A 22,010-nucleotide genomic window follows, 5' to 3' on the forward strand; every position below is an offset into this window, starting at 1 on the left:
CTGGCAGGATGACGGGGTGCCCTCGTCCTCCCCTGTGACCGCCCACGGCCCGTCGCTGTCCCGCCGTCACTTCGTCGCCGTGACCGCGGGCGTCGCCGGGCTGGTCGCCGCCGGCGGGTGCACGCTCCCCGAGCCCGAGCGCGAGCCCGACCCACTACTCCACCTGGCCAAAGCCGCCGACCGCGACGCGCGCGAGCTCGCGGCCGCCGACGCCTCCCACGGCGGCGACGTCGGCAGGCTCCGGCGGATCGGCGAGGTGCGCCGCGTCCACTCGGAGCGCCTGAGCGCGGAGATCCGCCGCGTGGACCCCCCGGGGGATGACGACGAGTCCGGCACCGACGACGGTGCGGCGGTCGACGAGCAGGCCGGGAACGCCGGTTCCGGAGACGCCGGGCCCGCCGCCGTCTGCCCGCCGATCGGCGAGGTCCGCGAGCGGATGCGCGCCGATGCCCGGCGCGCGGCGGAGGTCGCCGCCTCCGCCACGGGCTACCGGGCCGAGCTCGCGGCCGCGGTGTCCGCCGCCTGCGTCGCCGCCGTGGAGGTGGTGCTCGCGTGAGCACACCGCAGGGACTCGCCGCGGAGGACGCCGCCGTCTACGGCTACGGTCTCGTCCTCTCGCGCGCCGACGCCTCGATCCGCGCCGCCGCACGGCGGGAGCTCACCGCGCACCGCGCGCGCCGGGACGCCGCCGAGGAGTTGTGGACCGAGGCCGCCGCCGCGCCCGTCGGCTACACCACCGCCCCCGACACCCCGACCGACCCCGTCCAGCTGGCGATCCGCCTCGAGTCGGACTGCTGCGAGGCCTGGCGCGCCGAGATCGCGGCCGCGGACACCCGCGAGCGGCGGAGCTTCTGCGTGGACGCGCTCACCGCCGCCGCCGTCCAGCTCGCACGGTGGCGCACCCTCGTCCCCGGCGCCCCCTTCGAGGACCTGCCGGGCTTCCCCCGCGACTGAGACCGGCGCGCGGACCGGCCGCAGGCCCGCGGTCAGTGCGCGGCGCGCACCAGGCGGATGATCTCGTCGGCCGCGCCCTCGACGGGCACCTGTGTGACCTCGCCGGTGCGCCGCTGGCGGAGCTCGACCGTGCCCTCGGACCAGCCGCGGCCCACGACCACGACCCACGGCACACCGATGAGTTCGGCGTCCTTGAACTTCACGCCGGGACTTGCTTTGCGATCGTCGAAGAGCACCTCGAGCCCGGCGGCGTCGAACGCCTCGACCAGGGTTCCGGCACCCGCGATGGCGGCCTCGTCCTTGTTGGCGATCACCACGTGGACGTCGGCCGGCGCCGCCTCGGCGGGCCACACGAGGCCCTTGTCGTCCGCGAACTGCTCGGCCAGGACCGCGACGAGGCGGGAGACGCCGATGCCGTAGGAGCCCATGGTCACGCGGGCGGGTTTGCCGTTCTCACCGAGGACGTCGAAGCCGAACGCGTCGGTGTACTTGCGGCCGAGTTGGAAGATGTGGCCGATCTCGATGCCGCGGGCCAGCGTGAGTGTGCCGTGGCCACCCGGCGCCTCATCGCCCTCGCGGACCTCGGCGGCCTCGATCGTGCCGTCGGGCGTGAAGTCCCGGCCGCAGACCAGGTCCACGACGTGCTTGTTCGGCGCATCCGCTCCGGTGATCCACGCCGTGCCCTCCACGACGCGCGGGTCGACGAGGTAGCGGACCTCGTTCTCGAGCAGCGCGCCCGGTCCGATGTATCCCTTGACCAGGAACGGGTTGGCCTCGAAGTCCGCCTCCTCGAGCACGGCGACCTCGGCGGGTTCGAGCGCGGCTTCGACGCGTTTCATGTCCACCTCGCGGTCGCCGGGTAACCCGACTCCCAGCAGGGTCCACTCACCGCCGGGCTCGCGGACCTTGAGCATGACGTTCTTGAGCGTGTCGGCGGCCGTGACCTGGCGGCCGAGGTCGGCGCCGTTGGCCCAGTCGACCAGCGTCTCGATCGTCGGAGCGTCCGGGGTGTCGTGGACTATCGCCTCCGGTAGTCCCTCGACCGGACGCGCGGGCGGGGCCGGGGTCGTGACGGCCTCGACGTTGGCCGCGTACTCGCCGTCCGTCGAGCGGACGAAGGTGTCCTCGCCGGCGGCGGAGACGGCGAGGAACTCCTCGGAGGCCGATCCGCCCATCGCGCCGGAGGTGGCCGCACAGATCACGTACTCGATGCCGAGGCGGTCGAAGATCCGCTGGTAGGCCTCGCGGTGGGCCCGGTAGGAGCGCTCGAGCCCGGCGTCGTCGATGTCGAAGGAGTACGAGTCCTTCATGACGAACTCGCGGCCGCGGAGGATGCCGGCGCGGGGGCGCTCCTCGTCGCGATATTTGGTCTGGATCTGGTACAGCGTGACCGGCAGATCCTTGTACGACGAGTACTCGCCCTGCACGGTGAGCGTGAACAGCTCCTCGTGGGTGGGCCCGAGCATCATGTCGTTGCCCTTGCGGTCCTTGAGACGGAACAGGGCGGGACCGTACTCGGTCCACCGGTTGGTGGTCTCGTACGGCTCGCGGGGCAGCAGCGCGGGCAGGCTGATCTCCTGGAAGCCGGCGGCGTTCATCTCCTCACGCACCACCTGCTCGATGCGGCGCAACGTGCGCAGGCCCAGCGGCAACCACGAGTAGACGCCCGGGGCCACGCGGCGGACGTAGCCGGCGCGGACGAGCAGCTTGTGGCTCAGCACCTCGGCGTCAGCCGGGTCGTCGCGGAGCGTGCGCAGGAACAGGTGGCTCAGACGGGTGATCACGGTTGACCAGCCTAGCCGCACTCCCGGTCGGCCCCTGAGTGCCGGTGGTCGCTCGGTAGCCTGGACCGAGTGCGCATCCTCCTGTCCCCCTCCGAGACCAAATCCGTCGGCGGCGACGGGGGCCCGCTCGCTCTGACCGCGCTCTCGCTGCCCGAGCTCACCGACACCCGCCGGACCGTGGCAGACGCGCTGGTCGGGATGTGTGCCGACGATCCCGACGGCGCCCGCGACGCATTGGGGCTCAGCGCGAAGCTCGCCGAGGAGGTCACGCTCGACGCGCACCTGTGGTCCACCCCGACCGCTCCTGCCCTGACCCGCTACACCGGTGTCCTGTACGACGCGCTCGACGCCGGCTCGTTCACGCCGGCCGCCCGGGAGCGCGCCCGGTCCCGCCTGTGGATCGGTTCGGCGCTGTTCGGCCTACTCGCGGCTGCCGACCCCATCCCCCACTACCGGCTCTCCGCAGGCACGCAGCTGCCCGGACTCGGGACGCTGCGCTCCACGTGGCGACCCGCGCTCACCGCCGCAACCGCCGGGTGGGCCGACGAGCTGGTCGTGGATCTGCGCTCGGGTGGCTACCACCAGTTGGGTCCGGTGCCGGGGGCGATCACCGTCGACGTCGTCACCGAGTACCCCGACGGCTCCCGCAAGGTCGTTTCGCACTTCTCCAAGCACCACAAGGGCCTGCTCGCCCGGACGCTGGCGACCTCGCGCGCGGAGATGGGCGACGTCGCCGCGTTGCTGCGCGTGGCACGCCGGGCTGGGCACACTCTCGAGCGCACGTCGGACACGGTGCTCACCATGGTCACGGAGCCGTGACCGACTCCCCGGGCACAGTCCCCGTCGCGCCGCGGGTCCTGCCCTCCCACGGCAGCCGCGCCGCGTGGCGCCTCCAGGAGGAGCCCGGGCTGGCGGAGCGACCACGGCTCTGCCTGTCACCGAAACTCGACTACCGCCCCTACCTCTTCGGGCATCACTCCTTCTTCCCGGTCGGCCACCCCGGGTACGACCAGGGCGTCGCCGCCGACCTGGACGTCCCGCAGGGACTGGCCGACGAGATCGAGGCGTGGATCGCCGAGTGGAAGGACACCTTCCTCCACCTCGGCGACCGCCCGGTGGATCAACCGGTGTGGCGCGACGGCGTCGACGAGATGGCCTGGATCGACCGCGGTCACGCGCTCGCCGACCGACTCGAGGCGCACCTGCCCGGCAGCGCCGTGTTCTGCACCGCGGAGCAGTACGTGCTGTGCGAACTCGCCGCCGAGCAACTCGACTACGTCCACCCGCTCCGCGGGGCTTACGAGCGGGAGACCGGCTGGCGGATGCCCGGCAACGAGCCCGACCCGGACGAGACGCCGCGGCTACGACTCATGCCCGAGTACGGCGTCACCTGGGGCCTCTGGGCGGGCCGCCTCCCCTACTACCAGCCGCCCCGCCTCCGGGACGGGTTCATGGACTTCTCCACCCCACGCAGCCTCGGTCTCTCCGCCGACCTCGAGGCCCGGATCCTGAGGTGGAACGACGACTGGCGGCGCGGGTTCTCGTCCTACTGGAGCGGCGCGGACGACGACGGCGCCGGCCTCGGACTCGCGGGGGGAGGCTACGGTGTGCCGGTCTGGACCGACGGCGTCGCCCCCGCGGCCTGGTACCGGGAGGGCCTGGCGATCGCGGAGCGTCTGGCGGAGGAGCTCCCCGGCGTCGAGGTCGAACTCGCGGCGATTCGGAACGTCTGCTCGCCGAGGTTCCTCATGAAGGATCACACCTCGCGCCTGCGCCACCAGCAACCGGCGACGTTCGCGGACACGTTCCTCGTCCCGCGGCGCCGGGCGGGCACCTGATCGCCGCGCTCCCCCGCCCCACCCCCGCTCCAACAGCGATGATCGCGGGCAACAGCGTGCATGAACGCTGTTGGTGGCAATCATCGCTGTTGCCGGGGCGGGCGGGAGCGCGCGGACGGAGCAGGACTCAGTCGTGCGTGAGCGCGTCCGGCAAGCCCGCGACCTCGCCGATCACGACGATCGCCGGCGGCCGTACGTCGTGCTCCTCCAGCGTCCCGGCCAGGGTCGCCAGGGTGCAGCGATGGCTCGCCTGGCCGTCGAGGCTGCCGTCGACGATCACCGCGGCCGGGGTCTCGCCGGCGCGTCCGGCCGCCACCAGCGCCGCGGCGATCGCGGGGGTGTTCCTGACCCCCATGAGCACGACGATCGTCCCACGCAGACGCGCCAGCGCGTCCCAGTTCACGAGCGAGTCGGGATGGCCCGGCGGGACGTGTCCGGAGACCACTGTGACCTCGTGGTTCATCCCTCGGTGGGTGACGGGGATCCCGGCCAGAGCGGGGACGGAGAACGCGCTCGTCACGCCGGGGACGACGGTGCACGGGATACCGGCCTCCGCGCACGCGATCGCCTCCTCGTATCCACGCCCGTAGAGGAACGAGTCGCCGCCCTTGAGGCGGACGACGAACTTGCCCTGCCGCGCCCGGTCCACCAGGACCTCGTTGATCGCCTCCTGCGCCATCGCGCGCCCGTACGGGATCTTGGCGGCGTCGACGATCTCGACGTCCGGCCTGAGTTCGGACAGCGGCCGCTGCGGGGCGAGCCGGTCGGCCACCACCACGTCGGCTTTGGAGAGCAGCCGGCGGCCGCGGATGGTGAGCAGGTCGTCGGCGCCCGGCCCACCCCCGACGAGCGCCACGGACCCGCGGAGGGTCTCGTCGTACCCGGGCACCTCGGCGCCGGCGTCGGCCAGGGCACGGGCAACCACGTCCCGGGCCTCGACGGTGCGGGCGCGGTCGCCGGTGAGCACCGCCACCAGCATCTCGTCCCGGCGCACCACGGCAGGGGTCACCGCGGACCCGGAGGTCACGGCGTCGGAGCGCACGCAGAAGGTTCGGTGCTGCTCGGCCTCCGCGGCGACGCGCGCGTTGACCAGGGAGTCCTTGGTGGCGGCCACGACGTACCAGGCCCCCTCGAGGTCCCCGGTCCGGTACTCGCGGGCGTCCCACCGGATGCGCCCGGTGTCGACGAGCCCCTGCAGCGTCGGGGTGATCCCGGGGCTGATGAGGTGCACCACCGCGCCGGAGTCGAGCAGGACGGGGATGCGCCGCTGCGCCACGGAGCCGCCGCCGATCACCACGACGCGCCGGCCCTCGAGGTCGAGGCCGACGGGGTAGGGGTTCACGGGCCGCATCATGGCGCCGATCCTATCCGGCGACCTCGCCGTCACCCGATTTCACCCGTGTACCCTGTGATGCCCGCCACGCCCTCGCCGCGTCGGCGAACCTCGCGACGGCCTCCGGGTGCCCTGCCGGGTGCACATGCAGGTACGAGGCGTGCACCGAACCGGACACGATCCCCTCGTCCACGCGGGCGCCGAACCGGTCGCGCCACGCCCACGCGGCAGGCGCCCGCTCCCCGCCGGTGGGGGCCGCGGTCGTGCGGTGGAACTCGTGCCCCACGACCCGCTCCCCCGCGCGGAACAGCACCGAGTCGGCGGTGGCCACGGCGTCCCGGTACCCCAGCGTGAGCCGGGGTCCGAAGCGCCCCTCCAGGTCGAGCACCCCGGCCAGGGCGTGCTCGGCGCCGTCCCGCCCGGCCAGCGTGCGCCCCAGGTAGAGCAGGCCCGCGCACTCGGCGTGGACGGGCATACCCGCGCGGACCAGGTCGGCGATCCGTGTCATGAGCCCGGTGTTGCCGGCCAGCGCCGCGACGTGCTCCTCGGGGAAGCCGCCGGGCAGCACGAGCCCGGCGGTGCCCGCCGGCAGCGCCGGGTCGACGAGCGGATCGATGGTCACCACGCGCGCCCCGGCGGCGGCGAGCAGCTCTGCGTGCTCGGCATACGCAAAGGTGAAGGCGGGCCCGCCCGCGAGCGCGATCGTCACGCGGTCGCCCGCCTCGTCGTCCGGCCCCCGGCCCCCCGTCTCGTCCCCCGCTCCGGCCCCGTCGGCGCGGGTGCGGTGTGCGCCGCCGGCCCGGGCGATCTCCGCGGCCGGGTCCCACGGCTCGACCGGCGCGGGCCGCGCGGCGAGGGCACGCAGGGCGGCGAGGTCGACGTGCTCCCCCACGATCCGCCCCATCTCGGCTACGGCGGCCTCGGCCGGGCCCGCGTGTTCGGCCACCGTGACGAGCCCCAGGTGGCGCGAGGGTACCTCGAGACCGCCGTCGCGGGGCACCGCGCCGAGGACCGACACGCCGACGCTCTCGCACGCCGCGGTGAGGATCGCGGTGTGGCGCTCGGAGCCGACGCGGTTGAGGATCACCCCGGCGATGCGGGTGCCGGGGTCGTGGGTGGCCAGCCCGCGCACCACGGCGGACAGGGTCTGGGAGTAGCCGCGGACGTCCACCACCAGTACCACCGGCAGCCCGAGCAGTCCCGCGACGTGCGCGGCGCTGCCCGGCGGGACCACCGCGGCGGCGGGGTCGGCGTCGTCCACCCGTCCGTCGAAGAGCCCCATGGCCCCCTCGACCACCCCGACGTCGCAGCCCGCCGCTCCATGGGCGTAGAGGGGCGCGATGCGACGTTCTCCCACCAGCACGGGGTCGAGGTTCCGGCCCGGTCGGCCGGTGGCCAGGGCGTGGTAGCCGGGGTCGATGTAATCCGGCCCCACCTTGAACGGGGCCACCGCCGCGCCGCCCGCGGCGAGCGCGGCCATGAGGCCGGTGGTGACGGTGGTCTTGCCGGATCCGGAGGAGGGGGCGGCGACGACGAGGCCGGGCGGGGCCGGGGTCACCACTCGATCCCGCGTTGGCCCTTACGGCCCACCTGCATGGGGTGCTTGACCAGGGTCATCTCGGTGACGAGGTCGGCGGCCTCGACGAGGGCGGGCGGGGCGTCGCGGCCGGTGATCACCACGTGCTGCCGCCCGGGCCGGTCGCGCAGCACCTCGACCACCTCGTTGACGTCCACCCAGCCCCACTTGAGCGGGTAGGTGAACTCGTCGAGCACGTAGAGGTCGTGCGCCTCGGACTCCAGGCGGCGCCGGATCTCCGCCCAGCCCTCGGACGCGTCGGCTGCGTGGTCCTCCTCCGTGCCGGACTTGCGGCGCCACGACCAGCCGGAGCCCATCTTGTGCCACTCCACCGGCCCGCCCATCCCGGTCTCCTCGTGGAGCCTGTCGAGGGCGCGGAACGCCTCCTCCTCGCCCACCTTCCACTTGGCGCTCTTGACGAACTGGAACACGGCGATCGCGAAACCCTGGTTCCAGCCGCGCAGCGCCATGCCGAACGCGGCCGTGGACTTGCCCTTCCCGGTACCCGTGTGGACCGCGGTGATCGGCAGGTTGCGCCGCTGCCGTGTGGTGAGTCCGTCGTCGGGGACGGAGTCCGGATCGAGCTTTCCCTGGGCCATGGGCGCGAGTCTAGCCAGGCCGTCGCGGCGCATGCCGGGCGCGCGTTGCGGTGCTCAGGCGGCGCGGACGATCCGGGCGACGGTGTCCTCGGCGAGCTGGTCCAGCGCGATCACCTCGGCACCGAGCTCGCGGGCCAGTGTCGCCGCGGCGCCCAGACGGACGCGTCCCGACTCGCAGTCCACCACCACCGGCGCGGCGAGGCGACGGGCGCGCAGGCCCCGGGCGGCGGCGAGCGCCCGGTCCATCGCGTCGGCCCCGGCGGTCGCGCGACCGTCGGTGAGCACGACGAGCAGCGCCCGGCGGTCGGGCTCGGTCACCCGGCGTCGTTCGAGCAGCCTTGCGACCTCCGACAGGCCCTCCGCGAGCGGCGTGCGGCCCCCGGTCCCGACGTTTCCGAGCCGGGTCACGGCCACATCCACACTGCGGGTCGGCGGCACCGCGACCGTGGCCGCCGAGCCGTGGGCCTCGACCACCGCGACGAGGTCGCGGCGCACATACGCATCCCGGAGCAGCGCCACGCAGGACCCTGTGACGGCGTCGAGCCGGCGGCGGGCGGCCATGGACCCGGAGGTGTCGACCAGAAAGACGACGAGGTTGCCCTCGCGGCCGTGGCGCACCCCCCAGCGCAGGTCGTCCCGGGCCACGACCGCGTCGGCACTACCGCCGGAGTGGGCCTCGCCGACGCGGCGGATCATCGCGGTCCGGACCGTGTCGAGGACGTGGAGCCGGGCGCCGCGGGAGGTGGACGGCGAGGCGACCAGGCGTCCGGTCGAGGTGATCGCCCGCGAACGCCGGCCGACCGCTCCGCGCCCGGTGCCCTCGAGTCGCAGCACGGCCGTCGGACCCGCGGCGCGCCGGGCATCCGGGGTGGCGCCGCCGCGCGCCGGTGCGGCCGGTGTCTCGGAAGCGTCCGGCGCATCGAGAGCGTCGGGCGAGAGGTCCCCGTCGGCCGCGTCGGACGCCGGGTCGAACGACTGCGCGGTCGGCTCCGTCGGCGCATCCGCGGCGGGGTCGCCCTTCTCCGGTCCGGCCGCGGGGGACGGCCCAGCCCCGTCCGTGCCGTCGCCGTCAGGGCCGCCAGGGCCGTCGTCGGGCCCGGGGTCCGGGTCGTCGTCGGGCTCTTCGGGCCCCAGCTGCTCGTCGGCCGCGTCCATCGCGCGGTCGAGCTCGCCCGGATCCATCTCGGCGGGGTCGAAGGGGTCGCGGCGGCGCCGGTGCGGCAACGCCAACTCCGCGCCCACGCGCACGTCCTCCTCGGTAACCCGGTCGCGTCCCCGCAGCGCAGCGTGGGCGGCGGCGGTGCGGGCGATCACCACGTCGGCGCGCATGCCCTCCACGCCCACTTCGAGGCAGACCAGCGCGATGCGGGTGAGTTCGCGGTCGGGTACTGTCACCGAGGCCAGCAGAGCGCGGGCCGCGGCGATCTCGGCGCCCACCGCGGAGTCGGCGGCGGCGTGCCGGGCAGCGAAGCCCTCGGGGTCGGCCTCGTAGGCCCGCCGGCGACGGACGATCTCCACGCGCTCGGCGGCGTCGTCCGAACCCACCACGTCCACGGCAAGGCCGAAGCGGTCGAGGAGCTGCGGCCGGAGCTCCCCCTCCTCGGGATTCATGGTGCCCACCAGCGCGAAGCGCGCAGGCGCGGTGTGGGACACACCGTCGCGCTCCACGGTGAGCAGCCCCGAGGCGGCCGCGTCGAGCAGGACGTCCACGAGGTGGTCGGCGAGGAGGTTGACCTCGTCCACGTAGAGCAGGCCCCCGTGAGCGTCGCTCACCAGTCCGGGGCGGAACGAGGGGCGGCCGGAGTCGGCGAGGGCTTCGAGGTCGAGCGAGCCCACGACCCGGTCCTCGGTGGCCCCGAGGGGAAGTTCCACGAAGGGGGCGCGGCTGCCGCCGTCCGACGAGGGCACGAGGGCCGCGAGCCCCCGGACGGCGGTGGTCTTGGCCGTCCCCTTCTGCCCGCGGATGAGCACGCCCCCGATCCCCGGGTCCACGGCGAGCAGGATCAGCGCGAGCCGCAGCCCGTCCTGGCCGACGACCGCCGAGAAGGGGAAGGACGGGCGTGTGCCCCCGGCCGTCACGCCTGCTGGTCGAGCTTGAGGGTCTTGGTCGAGCGCTCGAACTGCTCGGCGAACAGGGCCTGCTCCTCGGCGAGGTTGCGGCCGAGCGACGGGATCATCTCCTCGAGCGCGGGCTTCCAGTCGGCGAAGCGGCTCGGGAAGCAGCGCCGGAGCACGTCCACCATGGCGTCCACGGCCGTCGAGGCGCCCGGCGAGGCGCCCAGCAGGCCGGCGATCGAGCCGTCGGCGGAGTTGACCACGGCGGTGCCGAACTCAAGCGTCCCCCCGCGGCCGTTGGGCTTGATCACCTGGACGCGCTGCCCGGCGACGACCTTCTCCCAGTCGCCGTTCACGGCCGAGGGCACGAAGTCGCGCAGGGTGTCCACGCGCGCCGCGTGGTTCTTGGCGAGCTCGGTGATGAGGTACTTGACCAGGCCCATCTCGGTGACGCCGATGTTGGCCATGGGCAACAGGTTGCCCGGCTTGACGCTGCGCGGCAGGTCGGTGAAGCTGCCCTGCTTGAGAAACTTGGGGGTCCAGCCGGCGAACGGGCCGAAGAGCAGGCCCTTCTTGCCGTCGATGACGCGGGTGTCCAGGTGCGGCACGGACATGGGCGGGGCGCCCACCGAGGCCTGGCTGTACACCTTGGCCTGGTGCTGCTGGACCAGCTCCTCGTTGGTGCAGCGCAGCCACTGGCCGCCCACCGGGAAGCCGCCGATGCCGCGGATCTCCGGGATCCCGGACTTCTGCAGCAGGTGCAGGGCACCGCCACCGGCGCCCACGAAGACGAACTTGGCGTCGATCGTCCGCTCGTCACCGGTGTGCCGGCTGACGACGGTCAGACGCCAGGAGCCGTCGGTGTTCCGCTCGAGGTCCTTGACCTGGTTCTGGTAATGGACCTCGGTGCCGGTGCGGGTGAGGTACTTGATGAGCTGGCGGGTGAGGGCGCCGAAGTTGACGTCCGTGCCGTTGTCGAAGTAGCTCAGGGCGAAGGGCTGTTCCGCTGAGCGCCCACGCGCCATGAGGGGCACCAGGCGCTCGAGTTCGGCGTGGTCGGTGGTGTGGTTCATGCCGGGGAACAGGGTGTGCCCGGCGAGCGCGTCGTAGCGCTTGCGCAGGTAGTCCTGGCCGTCCACTCCGGTCACGAAGCTCATGTGCGGGACGGGGCGGATCCACTCGGTGGGGTCACCGAGGATCGTGTTCTCCACGGCATACGACCAGAACTGGCGCGACACCTGGAACTTCTCGTTGACGCTGACGGCCTTGGTGATGTCCACGCCGCCGTCGGCGGACTTGGGCGAGTAGTTGAGCTCGCACAGCGCCGAGTGGCCGGTACCGGCGTTGTTCCACGCGTCCGAGGACTCCAGGGCCGGGCCCTCGAGCCGCTCGAACACCTCGATGCTCCACTCCGGCTGCAGCCGTCGCAGAAGGGCGCCCAGCGTGGCGCTCATGGTGCCGGCGCCGATGAGCGCGACGTCCGTCGTTCCGTGCTTTGCCACCTGATCCGCAGTCACCGGTTACCCTCGCTCGCCTCGTCGTGGACCGAATGTGGTCGTGGCGTCCCCGAGGGGACGGAGAACGCCCGACCGCCGGGTTACCACACTACTCACCGGACGGACGGGCCGACACATCGGACTAGTGTGGTCGCCGTGACCACCCCCGTCCCCTCCACCGCGCCCGGCACGCCGTGGACCGCGGACCTGCTGGGCCCGTCGTACCGCCGGCGCGTGCTCCCGCTCGGCGACGACCCCGACGGCGAGGGCCCCATCAGCGCGACCCTGGTCCGCCACGAGGACGCCCCCGCCGACGCGCGGGCCGTCCTGCTCTACGTGCACGGGCTCAGCGACTACTTCTTCCACACCCACCTCGCCGAGTTCCTCGCCGGACACGGCGTCGCCACCTACGCGCTGGATCTGCGCAAGTGCGGCCGCTCTCGCCGCGACGGCCTCACGCCGCACTTCACGACGGACCTGCGGTGCTACGACGACGAGCTGGATCAGGCGCTGGCCGTGATCGTCGCGGAGCGGCCCGGCCTGCCCGTTCTCGTGGCGGCCCACTCGACGGGCGGCCTGGTCGTCCCCCTGTGGCTGGCTCGCCGCCGCGACCGCGGAGAGCTCGACCCGGTCGCCGGGCTGGTCCTCAACGCGCCGTGGTTCCAACTCGATGCGCCGGACCGCGCCCGCGGCGTTCTCGACCGCGTCATCGGGGTCCTCGGCACGCAGCGCCCCTACTACCGGCTCCCGCTGCCCACTTCCGAACTGTACGGGCGCAGTACCCACGCCGACCACGACGGCGACTTCGCCTTCGACACCACCCTCAAGCCTTTCGGAGGGGTGGGCGTGCGCGCCGGCTGGCTCCTCGCGATCCGCCGCGGGCAGCGCCGTCTGCAGCAGGGCCTCGACCTACCCCTGCCGGTCCTGCTGCTGCGGTCGTCGGCCTCGTCGCTCGGCGCCCGTCGGCGCGAGGACGTCGTCGACGTCCACACCGACCTCATCCTGGACGTACGGTCGATGGAGCGCTACGTCGACCGCGTGTCCCGCGACGTCACCGACCGCCCCGTCCGGGGAGCCCGGCACGACGTGTTCCTCTCCCGTCCCGACGTCCTCGAGACGGTCTTCGGCCACCTCGGCGACTGGCTCGACCTCGTCCTCGGATCCCGCACCCCCGCCCCCGACCCCCAGGAGTCCTGACCCATGACGCCGTCCCCCACCCGCCACTTCGACCTCGTCGTCATCGGCACCGGTTCCGGCAACTCGCTCATCGACGAGTCCTTCGCGGACAAGTCCGTCGCGATCTGCGAACAGGGGAGGTTCGGGGGCACCTGCCTCAACGTGGGGTGCATCCCCACCAAGATGTTCGTCTACGCCGCGGACACCGCGATGGCGGTGCAGCACTCCGCGGCCTACGGGGTGGACTCGACGCTAGACGGCGTGCGCTGGCCCGACATCGTCTCCCGGATCTTCGACCGCCGTATCGACCCCATCGCCTCGAGCGGCGAGGACTACCGGCGGAACCGCTGCGACAACGTGACGGTGTACGACGGTCACGCGACGTTCGTCGGCGAGCGCACCATCGACACCGGGACGGGGGCGGTCATCTCCGCCGACCAGGTCGTCATCGCGGCCGGGGCCCGCCCGTCGATCCCGGAGATCGTCACCGACGCCGGAGTGGCCTACTACACGAGCGACGACATCATGCGGCTCCCCGAGTTGCCCCGGTCGCTCGTCATCCAGGGATCCGGGTTCATCGCCTGCGAGTTCGCGCACGTGTTCTCCTCGCTCGGGGTGGAGGTCACGGTGATCGGCCGCTCCGACGTTCTGCTCAAGCACCTGGACCGCGAGATCGCCGAGCGGTTCACCGAGGCCGCGCGTTCACGCTGGGACGTCCGCCTGGGCCAACCGGTGACGGCGATGACGGCCACCGGCGAGGACCGGCGCGGTGTTCAGATCACGTTCTCCGACGGCACCACGTGCTCCGGCGACGCCCTGCTCGTGGCCACCGGCCGCACGCCCAACGCCGACCGGCTGGGGCTCGGGGCCGCCGGTGTGGATGTGGACGGCGACCGGGTGCGCGTGGACGAGTACGGACGTACCACCGCCGAAGGCGTGTGGGCACTCGGCGACGTGTCCTCGCCCTTCCAGCTCAAGCACGTGGCCAACCACGAGCAGCGAGTCGTGGGCCACAACCTCCGCCACCCCGACGATCTCCAGCCGTTCCACCACAGCACCGTCCCGTACGCGGTGTTCTCCTGGCCCCAGGTGGCCTCGGTGGGGATGACCGAGGCCGAGGCCCGCGAGGCCGGGTACGACGTCACGGTGAAGTGCCAGGACTACGGCGACGTGGCCTACGGATGGGCCATGGAGGACTCGGTGGGCTGCTGCAAGCTCGTCGCCGACCGGGCAACGGGACTGCTTCTCGGCGCCCACCTCATGGGCGCGCACGCGCCGTCGCTGGTCCAGATCCTCGTTCAGGCCATGGAATTCGGACAGACCGTGCCGCAGCTCGCCCGCGGCCAGTACTGGATCCACCCGGCCCTGGCCGAGGTCGTCGAGAACGCGCTGTTGGGACTCGACTTCCCGGACCGTGGGTTCTAGGCGGGCCCGCCGCGCCGCCCGGCCGATCGCGCGGCGTCGGACCGGGTGAGAGCGAGGGTGGGCAGCCCGGCGGGCACGCCGGCTTCGAGCAGGCGCAGCAGCGCAGGGACGTCGCAGTGCTCCTCGATCGCGTCGGCGAGCAGGTCGAGTTGCGCGGTGCGCACCGCGGCGACGGAGACGTCCGGGGCCACGCGGAACCCGTCGGCCCCGATGCGCCGGGCGAGGTCGGTGAGGAACCGGCGGCGGTAGGCGTCCGAGGCGAGCAGGCCGTGCCAGTGCGTTCCGGCAACGGCACCGCGGCGCGCCCCCTCCCCCTCGTCGTCGCCGAGGTCGAGCAGGGGCGCCTCTGCGGCCCGGGTCACCCGTCCGTGGTGGATCTCGTAGCCCTCGACCGCCACCTCGCCCCCGGACGACCGGTCGACCCCCGCACGCCGACGGACCACCTTGTCGGGCGCGAAGTCCACGTCCACGTCGAGCAGACCCAGGCCCTCGACGGGTGCCGGGGACCCGGACTCCACCGGGTCGGCGATCCGCCGGCCCAGCATCTGGAAGCCACCGCAGATCCCGAGCACGGCTCCACCGGCCCGGGCGTGGCCGAGGACGGCGTCCGCGAGCCCGGTCCGCCGCAACCAGCCCAGGTCGGACACGGTGGCGCGGGTGCCGGGGAGCACGACGAGGTCCGCCCCGACCAGCGCGGCCGGGTGGTCCACCCACGTCACCCGGACGCCGGGCTCGCACGCCAGCGCCTCGACATCCGTTGAGTTGGACACGCGGGGTAGGCGAATCGCGGCCACCGTAAGGCCCCGGGAGCCCCGGGGTGGTCCGGGCCGCCCGACGACGCTGCCGACGGTCGTGCCGAGGGAGTCCTCGGCGTCGATCCACAGGTCCTCGAGGAACGGCAGGACGCCGAGCACCGGGCGGCCGGTGAGACCGGCGACCATGTCCAGCCCCGGTGCGAGCAGCGCGGGGTCACCGCGGAACTTGTTGACGACGAAGCCGGCGATGTGCGCCTGGTCGGCGGGCTCGAGCACGCCCACCGTCCCGGCGAGGTGGGCCAGCACCCCGCCGCGGTCGATGTCCCCCACCACGACGACCGGCAGGTCCGCGGCCCGGGCCAGGCCCATGTTGGACAGGTCCGTGGCACGCAGGTTGATCTCCGCCGGCGAGCCCGCGCCCTCGCAGATCACCGCGTCGTGGCGCGAACGCAGGTCCGCGAGCGCGGCCGTCACCTCGGCGAGCAGCGCACCCCGGTGGGCGTGGTAGTCGCGGGCGCCGACCTCGGCCACGGCTCGTCCGCGCAGGACGAGCTGCGAGGTGCGGTCTGAGCCGGGCTTGAGCAGCACCGGGTTGAGGTCGACGGTCGCCGGGATGCCGGCGGCCTCGGCCTGCAGTGCCTGCGCCCGGCCGATCTCGCCGCCGTCGGCGGTGACCACCGAGTTGTTGGACATGTTCTGCGCCTTGAACGGCGCCACCGAGACCCCGCGCCGCGCGAGCAGCCGACACAGCCCGGCCACCACCGCGCTCTTGCCGGCATCCGAGGTGGTGCCGGCGACGAGCAGCGCGCCCACGGTCACCGGTCGGACGGGAGCGTGAGGACCTCGTGGCCGTCCTCGGTGACCAGGACGGTGTGCTCGAACTGAGCCGTCCAGGCCTTGTCCGCGGTGGTGACGGTCCACCCGTCGTCCCACACGTCGTAGCCGTCCCCGCCGAGCGTGATCATCGGCTCCACTGTCAGCGTCATCCCCGGCTCGAGCACCTCGGTGCGTGACGGGTCGTCGTAGTGCAACACCACGAGGCCGTTGTGGAAGGTCGGTCCCACGCCGTGGCCGGTGAAGGCGCGCACCACCGTGTAGTCGAAGCGGCGGGCGTAGGACTCGATCACCCGGCCAATGACGTTGACCTCGCGGCCCGGCCGGATGGCCCGGATCCCCCGGTTCATGGCCTCCTCGGTGCGCTCCACGAGGAGCCGGTGCTCCTCGCTCACGTCCCCGGCGAGGAACGTGGCGTTGGTGTCGCCGTGGACACCCCCGAGGTAGGCCGTGACGTCGATGTTGACGATGTCGCCGTCGGCGATCACGGTCGAGTCGGGGATGCCGTGGCAGATCACCTCGTTGAGCGAGACACAGCAGGATTTGGGGAAGTCCTTGTAGCCGAGGGGCGAGGGGTAGGCGCCGTGGTCACAGAGGTACTCGTGGGCGATCCGGTCGATCTCGTCCGTCGTCACCCCGGGCGCCACCGCCGCGCCCGCCACGGCGAGTGCGTCCGCCGCGAGCGTGCACGCGGCCCGCATCGCCTCGATCACCTCGGGGGTCTGCACCCACGGTTCGCCGATGTTCTCGGCTACCCGGTCCTTCCACGCGTACTCGGGACGCGGGATGGACTCGGGCACGGTCCGGATCGGGGTGGGCTCACCGGGGGTCAGGGGCGGACGGGTCGCGGAGGTCATTGCTCCAGGATAGGTCCACCCGCGGCCCCGGGCCGGTCGAGGGCCCGGGCCGACACGGCGATTCCCGTCACAACCCGGCCTCCGGATCCTCGGCCGTCCGCCGGTGCGAGGCGTAGCGGCTCCGGCTCGGCGGGATCACCTCGTCGTCACCCTGTGCCCCGACCCCCGCGACCCTGCCACTCTCCGCCGGGAAATGCCCTCTACACCAGTACAGTGGTGTAGGCGAGGGCGACGGTGAAGCCGGCGCGTCGGTACGCCCGAACTGCCCCCACGTTGGTCTCGTTGACCACGAGCGACGGGGTGAAGCCGCGGCGCCGGAGCGCGGCGCAAACGGCGGCCGTGCCGGCCGAACCGACCCCGATTCCCCGCCGCTCCGGGCGCACCCAGATCCCCTGGAGCTGGGCGACGCGGGTCGATTCCGCCGACACGTCGGCCTTGAACACCACCTCGCCGCGCTCCACCCACACCCACGTGCGGCCCCGAGCGAGCGCCCGGGCCACCCGCCGCCGGAACGGCACTCCCCCGCCCACCTCGAAGGGGTCCGCGCCGAGTTCCTCCCGGTACATCGCCGCGGCCGCGGGCAGGACGAGATCGAACTCCCCGAGCGCCGCCGGGCGAACACCGGGGTGAACGGGGCCGACCGGGGACCGCCCCCGGTCGACCATGAGGACCTGGCGGTCGCGGATCTCCCGCGCATCCCAGTAGTCGCCGAGCGTGTCCCACACGGCGTCGACGTGCTCGCGCCGTCCGTGCACGGACAGCGGACCCGCGGCCACGTCGGCCACGGCGTGGCCCAACGCGCGCAACTCGTCGCGGCCGCCCCGCAGGGGCAGCACCGAGTTCCCCTGGAACAGCAGCGATCGCTCGGGGCCACCGTGCGTGAGGAAGCGCCCCTCGGGGCCCGGCCGGACGCCTGTCCGGGCGAACGCCTCCGCGGACGGGCAGGACACCAGCGGGTCCGCCGCCAGCACCTCGGCCACGGCCCGGGCCTCGCCGGGGCGCACCGCGCGGCAGCCGTCGGTCCCCGTCGGGGCCGGAACCGTGTCGGTCACGGCCTTAGCTCGTGACCTTGACCTGCGGGCCCTGCCCCTCCGCCCCTGAGACCACGTCGTCGGCATCCATGCCCATCTCCTCGGCGATGCGCAGGGCCTCCTCGATGAGCGTCTCGACGATCATCGCCTCGGGGACGGTCTTGATGACCTCGCCCTTGACGAAGATCTGGCCCTTGCCGTTGCCGGAGGCCACGCCGAGGTCGGCCTCGCGGGCCTCGCCGGGGCCGTTGACGACGCAGCCCATGACGGCCACACGGAGCGGCACGTTCATGCCCTCGAGGCCGGCGGTGACCTCCTCGGCGAGCTTGTACACGTCCACCTGGGCGCGCCCACAGGACGGGCACGAGACGATCTCGAGTTTGCGCGGGCGCAGGTTGAGCGACTGCAGGATCTGCGAGCCCACCTTGATCTCCTCGGCCGGCGGGGCTGAGAGCGAGACCCGGATCGTGTCGCCGATCCCCTCGGCGAGTAGCGCGCCGAAGGCCACCGCGGACTTGATGGTGCCCTGGAACGCCGGGCCGGCCTCGGTGACGCCGAGGTGCAGGGGGTAGTCGGTCTGTGCGGCGAGCTGACGGTAGGCCTCGACCATGACCACCGGGTCGTTGTGCTTGACCGAGATCTTGATGTCGCCGTACCCGTGCTCCTCGAACAGGGAGGCCTCCCACACCGCGGACTCGACGAGCGCCTCGGGGGTGGCCTTGCCGTACTTGGCGAGCAGGCGGGGGTCGAGGGACCCGGCGTTGACGCCGATGCGGATCGGGATGCCGGCGTCCCCGGCCGCCTTGGCGACCTCCTTGACGCGGCCGTCGAACTCCTTGATGTTGCCCGGATTGACGCGGACCGCGGCACAGCCGGCGTCGATGGCCGCGAAGATGTACTTGGGCTGGAAGTGGATGTCCGCGATCACGGGGATCGGCGACTTGCGGGCGATGGTGGCCAGCGCGTCGGCGTCCTCCTGGCGCGGGCACGCCACGCGCACGATGTCGCAGCCCGACGCCGTGAGTTCGGCGATCTGCTGCAGCGTCGCGTTGACGTCGTGCGTCTTGGTGTTGGTCATGGACTGCACCGAGACCGGGTGATCGCTGCCCACCCCGACCGGACCGACGAACAGTTGCCGGGTCCTGCGCCGCGGGGCCAGGACCGGCGGCGGCGCATCGGGCATGCCGAGTCCGACGGGGATCGAGGAGGAGTCGTTCACGTCTAGGGCCTTCCGTAGGGGCTGCAGGGGTGGTCGTGCGTCCCGCACGCCATTATCCGGGTCCGTGGGCGGACGCGCGAGGGGCGCCTCACCCGGGGAGGAGGATGGGGTTGACGAAGTCGGCGGTGATGACGATCGCGGAGACGCCGATGAGGATCACGAACACCCCCATCGTCAGCGGGGCGAGCTTCTCGTAGTCGGCCGGCCCGCCGGGGGCCAGGCCGCGGACGCGGCGCAGGGCGTCACGGATCTTCTCGTAGAACACCACCGCGATGTGTCCGCCGTCGAAGGGCGTGAGCGGCACGAGGTTGAACGCCCCGAGGAAGAGGTTGAGGCCGGCGAGGAAGAGCAGGAACACCTCCCACATGCCCCGCTCGACGGCCTGCCCGCCGATGTGGCTCGCACCCACGACCGACACGGGTGAGTCCTCGGCCCGCTCGGCCCCGAAGATCGACGCCGCGACTCCGGGGATCTTGGACGGGAACGAGGCGAGCCCCTCCAGGGTGAGCTCGATCATCTGGCCGGTGAACACGAACGTCGCCGGGATCGCCGCCACGGCGTCGTACGTGTGCCAGGGCTGGTAGTCGGGGTCGTCGCGGTAGTGCGCGGGGATCGCGTCCTCGTCGAGCGAGACACCGAGCACTCCCCGGTCCGCCTGCCCCGCCACCGGGAGCGCCGCCACGTCCACCCCGGCCGTCACCTGCTCCCCCGCCCGGTCCACGGTGACCGTGACGGTCTCGCCCGCCCGGCCGGTCACGAGCGGGGCGACCTCGGCCCAGTTGCGGACCGCCTCGCCGTCGACGGCGGTGATGCGGTCGCCCGCCCTGATTCCCGCGGTACCCGCCGGCCCCACGCCCTCCCCGCAGACCGGGGCGCCGTCCGCGTCGACCGCCCCGGGTTCGCAGGTCTCGCCGACGAGGGCCGCCACCTCCTGCGTCGGGACGGGCTTGACGTCCTGGTTGGCGAGTCCCCAGCCCACGGCCACCACGTAGAACAGGACGATCGCCAGGATGAAGTTCATCACGGGGCCGGCGAGCAGGACGGCCACGCGCTTCCACCAGGCCTGGCGCCACATCGCCCTGGGTTCGTCCTCCGGATCCAGCCGGTCGTACGCCGTCATGCCGGCGATGTCGCAGAATCCGCCGAGCGGGATCGCCTTGAGCCCGTACTCGATACCCCCGCGGTGGGTGGACCACAGGGTGGGACCGAAGCCCACGAAGAAGCGGCGGACCTTCATGCCTGTGGCCTGCGCGACCCGCATGTGCCCGTACTCGTGGAGCACGATCGAGGCCATGATCCCGAGCGCGAAGAGGACGATGCCGACGGCGAGCACGGCTCAGCGCTCCCGGCCGGCGACGAGCCCGGCGGCGTGACGGCGGGCCCAGTCCTCCGCGGCGGTGACGTCGTCCAGGTCGCGGGGGTCGGCCGACCACGCGTCCGCAGCCTCCACGGTCTCCGCCACGACGTCCACGATGTCGCAGAACCCGATCCGGCCCTCGAGGAACGCCGGCGCCGCCTCCTCGTTGGCGGCGTTGAACACGGCGGTCCGCAGCCCGCCCGCCTCGCCGGCGGCGCGGGCCACGGTGATCGCGGGGAACGTCTCGGTGTCCACGGGCTCGAAGGTCCACGTGTGGGCCCGCGTGAAGTCCAGGGCCGTCGAGGCCCCCGGTAGGCGGTCCGGCCACCCCAGCGCGAGCGCGAGGGGCAGCTTCATGGACGGCGGCGAGGCCTTGGCCACCGTGGCGCCGTCGACGAACGTGACGGCGGAGTGCACCACGGACTGCGGGTGGACGGTGACGTCGATCCGCTCGTACGGCACTCCGAACAGCAGGTGTGCCTCGATGAGCTCGAGCGACTTGTTGACCAGCGTCGCCGAGTTGAGGGTGATCATCCGGCCCATCGCCCACGTCGGGTGCTGCAGCGCCTGCTCGGCGGTCACGTCGGCCAGTTCCGCGCGGGTGCGGCCACGGAACGGCCCGCCGGAGGCAGTGAGCACGAGTCGGTCCACCTCGTCGGCGGTGCCCGCACGCAGGCACTGCGCCATGGCCGAGTGCTCGGAGTCCACGGGGACCAGCTGTCCGGGGGCCGCCGCACCGGTCACGAGCGCGCCGCCGGCCACGAGGGACTCCTTGTTGGCCAGCGCCAGGCGGGCCCCCGTCCGGAGCGCGGCGAGGGTCGGGCCGAGCCCGATCGAGCCGTCGATGCCGTTGAGGACGACGTCGGCGCCCACCTCCTCGACGAGAGCCGTGGCCGCCCCGGGCCCGTCGAGCACTGTGGCGTCGGGGAACCCCGCCCGGATCCGGTCCGCGGCGGCGGGATCGGAGACGGCCACCGTGCGGGCCCCGGTGGCCGCGATCTGCTCGGCCAGCAGGTCGACCCGGCCACCCCCGGCGGCCAGCCCCACCACCGTGAAGCGGCCGGGCTCGGCACCGGAGATCACATCGAGGGCCTGGGTGCCGATCGAGCCGGTGCTGCCGAGGACGAGAACGCGCGTGGTCACCACGCCATTGTCCACATCCGGGGGCCGGGGTGCCGCATCGGCGTGCCCACCGTCGGGGTGCACCCGGCGGGTTACCCGCCGGGGCGCTGGGGGCGTGTGACAAACTGGGGCCGATGTCGGCGGCCCGCGGGGCCGCCAGCGAGCCGTGAGGAGAACCGGGGAGCATGAGCGCGGACGGGCACCACACCAGCAAGGAGATCATCGTCAACAGGGTCAGCTCCCTGGACGAGCCCTCGGTCGAGTGGGGCTGGCACCAGCACAGCAAGAAGGTCGGCCTCGCCGTCGGCGGGTTCTTCGTCCTCTTCCTCCTGGGCATGCTGTTCGGTAACCACATCGGCAACGTGGAGAACTGGTGGCTCGTCTCGGTTGCCGCCCTCCTGGCACTCTGGATGGCCGTCGCCATGCGCCCCCGGAAGGACCAGACGGCCAAGGCCAGCCGCGTCTACCAGGTTCCCGCCGACCACTACTCCGTCACCGGTCGTGCCGCGCAGGGCGCGGTGGGTGCCGCCGTCACACGCTGACGCGCACCGACCACGACGAAGGCCGCCGGCCGCGAGGAATCGCGAACGGTGGCCTTC

19 protein-coding genes are annotated in these 22,010 nt (G+C 73.2%); 7 read left to right on the forward strand and 12 right to left on the reverse strand.

From position 1 onward, the window contains the following. Positions 1–16 precede the first annotated feature (16 nt). Both ACH0BZ_RS03660 and ACH0BZ_RS03665 read left to right on the forward strand, forming a co-directional pair. Entirely contained in the window at positions 17–556 is a 540-nt protein-coding gene (locus ACH0BZ_RS03660; protein WP_406896601.1) for a hypothetical protein, read from the forward strand. Then, the gene (locus ACH0BZ_RS03665; RefSeq protein ID WP_406896602.1) at positions 553–954 is read left to right on the forward strand and encodes a DUF4439 domain-containing protein; all 402 of its coding nucleotides are present in this window, start codon (positions 553–555) and stop codon (positions 952–954) included. The genes ACH0BZ_RS03660 and ACH0BZ_RS03665 overlap by 4 nt, the downstream gene beginning before the upstream one ends. Before the next feature lie 32 nt (positions 955–986). Here the strand turns inward: ACH0BZ_RS03665 and ACH0BZ_RS03670 are convergent, their stop codons facing one another. Then, positions 987–2,738 carry a proline--tRNA ligase gene (locus ACH0BZ_RS03670; protein ID WP_406896603.1) on the reverse strand — a complete coding sequence of 584 codons (1,752 nt, stop codon included), beginning with the start codon at positions 2,736–2,738 and terminating at the stop codon, positions 987–989. A 69-nt stretch (positions 2,739–2,807) separates the two neighbouring features. On the opposite strand from ACH0BZ_RS03670, the gene ACH0BZ_RS03675 reads away from it, so the two are divergent. Both ACH0BZ_RS03675 and ACH0BZ_RS03680 read left to right on the forward strand, forming a co-directional pair. Then, positions 2,808–3,557, forward strand: a complete 750-nt coding sequence (locus ACH0BZ_RS03675; protein WP_406896604.1) for a YaaA family protein — start codon at positions 2,808–2,810, stop codon at positions 3,555–3,557. Continuing rightward, positions 3,554–4,576, forward strand: coding sequence for a hypothetical protein (locus tag ACH0BZ_RS03680; RefSeq protein ID WP_406896605.1), 1,023 nt, complete (start codon positions 3,554–3,556; stop codon positions 4,574–4,576). Before ACH0BZ_RS03675 ends, ACH0BZ_RS03680 begins: the two co-directional genes overlap by 4 nt. A 127-nt stretch (positions 4,577–4,703) precedes the next feature. On the opposite strand, the gene cobA is transcribed toward ACH0BZ_RS03680, so the two are convergent. From cobA to mqo, 5 genes are read right to left on the reverse strand one after another with little or no spacing between them, the layout of a single operon-like run. Beyond that, positions 4,704–5,930 carry a uroporphyrinogen-III C-methyltransferase gene (gene cobA / locus ACH0BZ_RS03685; RefSeq protein WP_406896606.1) on the reverse strand — a complete coding sequence of 409 codons (1,227 nt, stop codon included), beginning with the start codon at positions 5,928–5,930 and terminating at the stop codon, positions 4,704–4,706. Between the two features lie 10 nt (positions 5,931–5,940). Then, positions 5,941–7,470 carry a cobyrinate a,c-diamide synthase gene (locus tag ACH0BZ_RS03690; protein WP_406896607.1) on the reverse strand — a complete coding sequence of 510 codons (1,530 nt, stop codon included), beginning with the start codon at positions 7,468–7,470 and terminating at the stop codon, positions 5,941–5,943. Then, entirely contained in the window at positions 7,464–8,084 is a 621-nt protein-coding gene (cobO, locus tag ACH0BZ_RS03695; protein ID WP_406896608.1) for a cob(I)yrinic acid a,c-diamide adenosyltransferase, read from the reverse strand. The genes ACH0BZ_RS03690 and cobO overlap by 7 nt, the downstream gene beginning before the upstream one ends. 54 nt (positions 8,085–8,138) lie before the next feature. After that, complete coding sequence (locus ACH0BZ_RS03700; protein WP_406896609.1) at positions 8,139–10,163, reverse strand: VWA domain-containing protein; 2,025 nt, start codon at positions 10,161–10,163, stop codon at positions 8,139–8,141. Beyond that, on the reverse strand, positions 10,160–11,641 hold the full coding sequence (gene mqo / locus ACH0BZ_RS03705; protein ID WP_406896610.1) for a malate dehydrogenase (quinone): 1,482 nt from the start codon (positions 11,639–11,641) through the stop codon (positions 10,160–10,162). The genes ACH0BZ_RS03700 and mqo overlap by 4 nt, the downstream gene beginning before the upstream one ends. 150 nt (positions 11,642–11,791) lie before the next feature. Between mqo and ACH0BZ_RS03710 the strand changes: the two genes are divergently transcribed. Both ACH0BZ_RS03710 and mtr read left to right on the forward strand, forming a co-directional pair. Beyond that, positions 11,792–12,832 carry an alpha/beta hydrolase gene (locus ACH0BZ_RS03710; RefSeq protein WP_406896611.1) on the forward strand — a complete coding sequence of 347 codons (1,041 nt, stop codon included), beginning with the start codon at positions 11,792–11,794 and terminating at the stop codon, positions 12,830–12,832. 3 nt (positions 12,833–12,835) lie between these two features. Further along, positions 12,836–14,236 (forward strand): mycothione reductase, encoded by a 1,401-nt coding sequence (gene mtr / locus ACH0BZ_RS03715; protein WP_406896612.1) that lies wholly within the window; start codon positions 12,836–12,838, stop codon positions 14,234–14,236. Here the strand turns inward: mtr and ACH0BZ_RS03720 are convergent. From ACH0BZ_RS03720 to dxr, 6 genes are all read right to left on the reverse strand, one after another. Continuing rightward, positions 14,233–15,810: a cobyric acid synthase gene (locus ACH0BZ_RS03720; RefSeq protein WP_406896613.1), complete on the reverse strand. Its 1,578-nt coding sequence runs from the start codon at positions 15,808–15,810 to the stop codon at positions 14,233–14,235. The two genes, mtr and ACH0BZ_RS03720, sit on opposite strands and share 4 nt — an antisense overlap. Then, positions 15,807–16,682, reverse strand: coding sequence for a type I methionyl aminopeptidase (map, locus tag ACH0BZ_RS03725; protein WP_406896614.1), 876 nt, complete (start codon positions 16,680–16,682; stop codon positions 15,807–15,809). Before map ends, ACH0BZ_RS03720 begins: the two co-directional genes overlap by 4 nt. A 200-nt stretch (positions 16,683–16,882) precedes the next feature. After that, entirely contained in the window at positions 16,883–17,734 is an 852-nt protein-coding gene (locus tag ACH0BZ_RS03730) for a GNAT family N-acetyltransferase (RefSeq protein WP_406896615.1), read from the reverse strand. 4 nt (positions 17,735–17,738) lie between these two features. Next, positions 17,739–18,896, reverse strand: a complete 1,158-nt coding sequence (gene ispG / locus ACH0BZ_RS03735; RefSeq protein ID WP_406896788.1) for a flavodoxin-dependent (E)-4-hydroxy-3-methylbut-2-enyl-diphosphate synthase — start codon at positions 18,894–18,896, stop codon at positions 17,739–17,741. Positions 18,897–19,020: 124 nt separating this feature from the next. After that, entirely contained in the window at positions 19,021–20,265 is a 1,245-nt protein-coding gene (locus ACH0BZ_RS03740; RefSeq protein WP_406896616.1) for a M50 family metallopeptidase, read from the reverse strand. A gap of 3 nt (positions 20,266–20,268) precedes the next feature. Continuing rightward, a complete protein-coding gene (dxr, locus tag ACH0BZ_RS03745; RefSeq protein WP_406896617.1) occupies positions 20,269–21,432 on the reverse strand; it encodes a 1-deoxy-D-xylulose-5-phosphate reductoisomerase in 1,164 nt (387 codons plus the stop codon). Positions 21,433–21,596: 164 nt separating this feature from the next. Between dxr and ACH0BZ_RS03750 the strand changes: the two genes are divergently transcribed. Next, positions 21,597–21,953 (forward strand): DUF2631 domain-containing protein, encoded by a 357-nt coding sequence (locus tag ACH0BZ_RS03750; protein WP_406896618.1) that lies wholly within the window; start codon positions 21,597–21,599, stop codon positions 21,951–21,953. Positions 21,954–22,010 lie beyond the last annotated feature (57 nt).

It is taken from the genome of Dietzia sp. 179-F 9C3 NHS (assembly GCF_045369825.1).
In the GTDB taxonomy this organism is placed as follows: domain Bacteria; phylum Actinomycetota; class Actinomycetes; order Mycobacteriales; family Mycobacteriaceae; genus Dietzia.

Coding starts and splice junctions, on each gene's coding strand:
- ispG (WP_406896788.1), bottom strand. CDS start 18,896: ATGCCCGATGCGCCGCCGCCGGTCCTGGCCCCGCGGCGCAGGACCCGG.
- ACH0BZ_RS03750 (WP_406896618.1), top strand. CDS start 21,597: ATGAGCGCGGACGGGCACCACACCAGCAAGGAGATCATCGTCAACAGG.
- cobO (WP_406896608.1), bottom strand. CDS start 8,084: ATGGCCCAGGGAAAGCTCGATCCGGACTCCGTCCCCGACGACGGACTC.
- cobA (WP_406896606.1), bottom strand. CDS start 5,930: ATGATGCGGCCCGTGAACCCCTACCCCGTCGGCCTCGACCTCGAGGGC.
- mtr (WP_406896612.1), top strand. CDS start 12,836: ATGACGCCGTCCCCCACCCGCCACTTCGACCTCGTCGTCATCGGCACC.
- map (WP_406896614.1), bottom strand. CDS start 16,682: ATGACCTCCGCGACCCGTCCGCCCCTGACCCCCGGTGAGCCCACCCCG.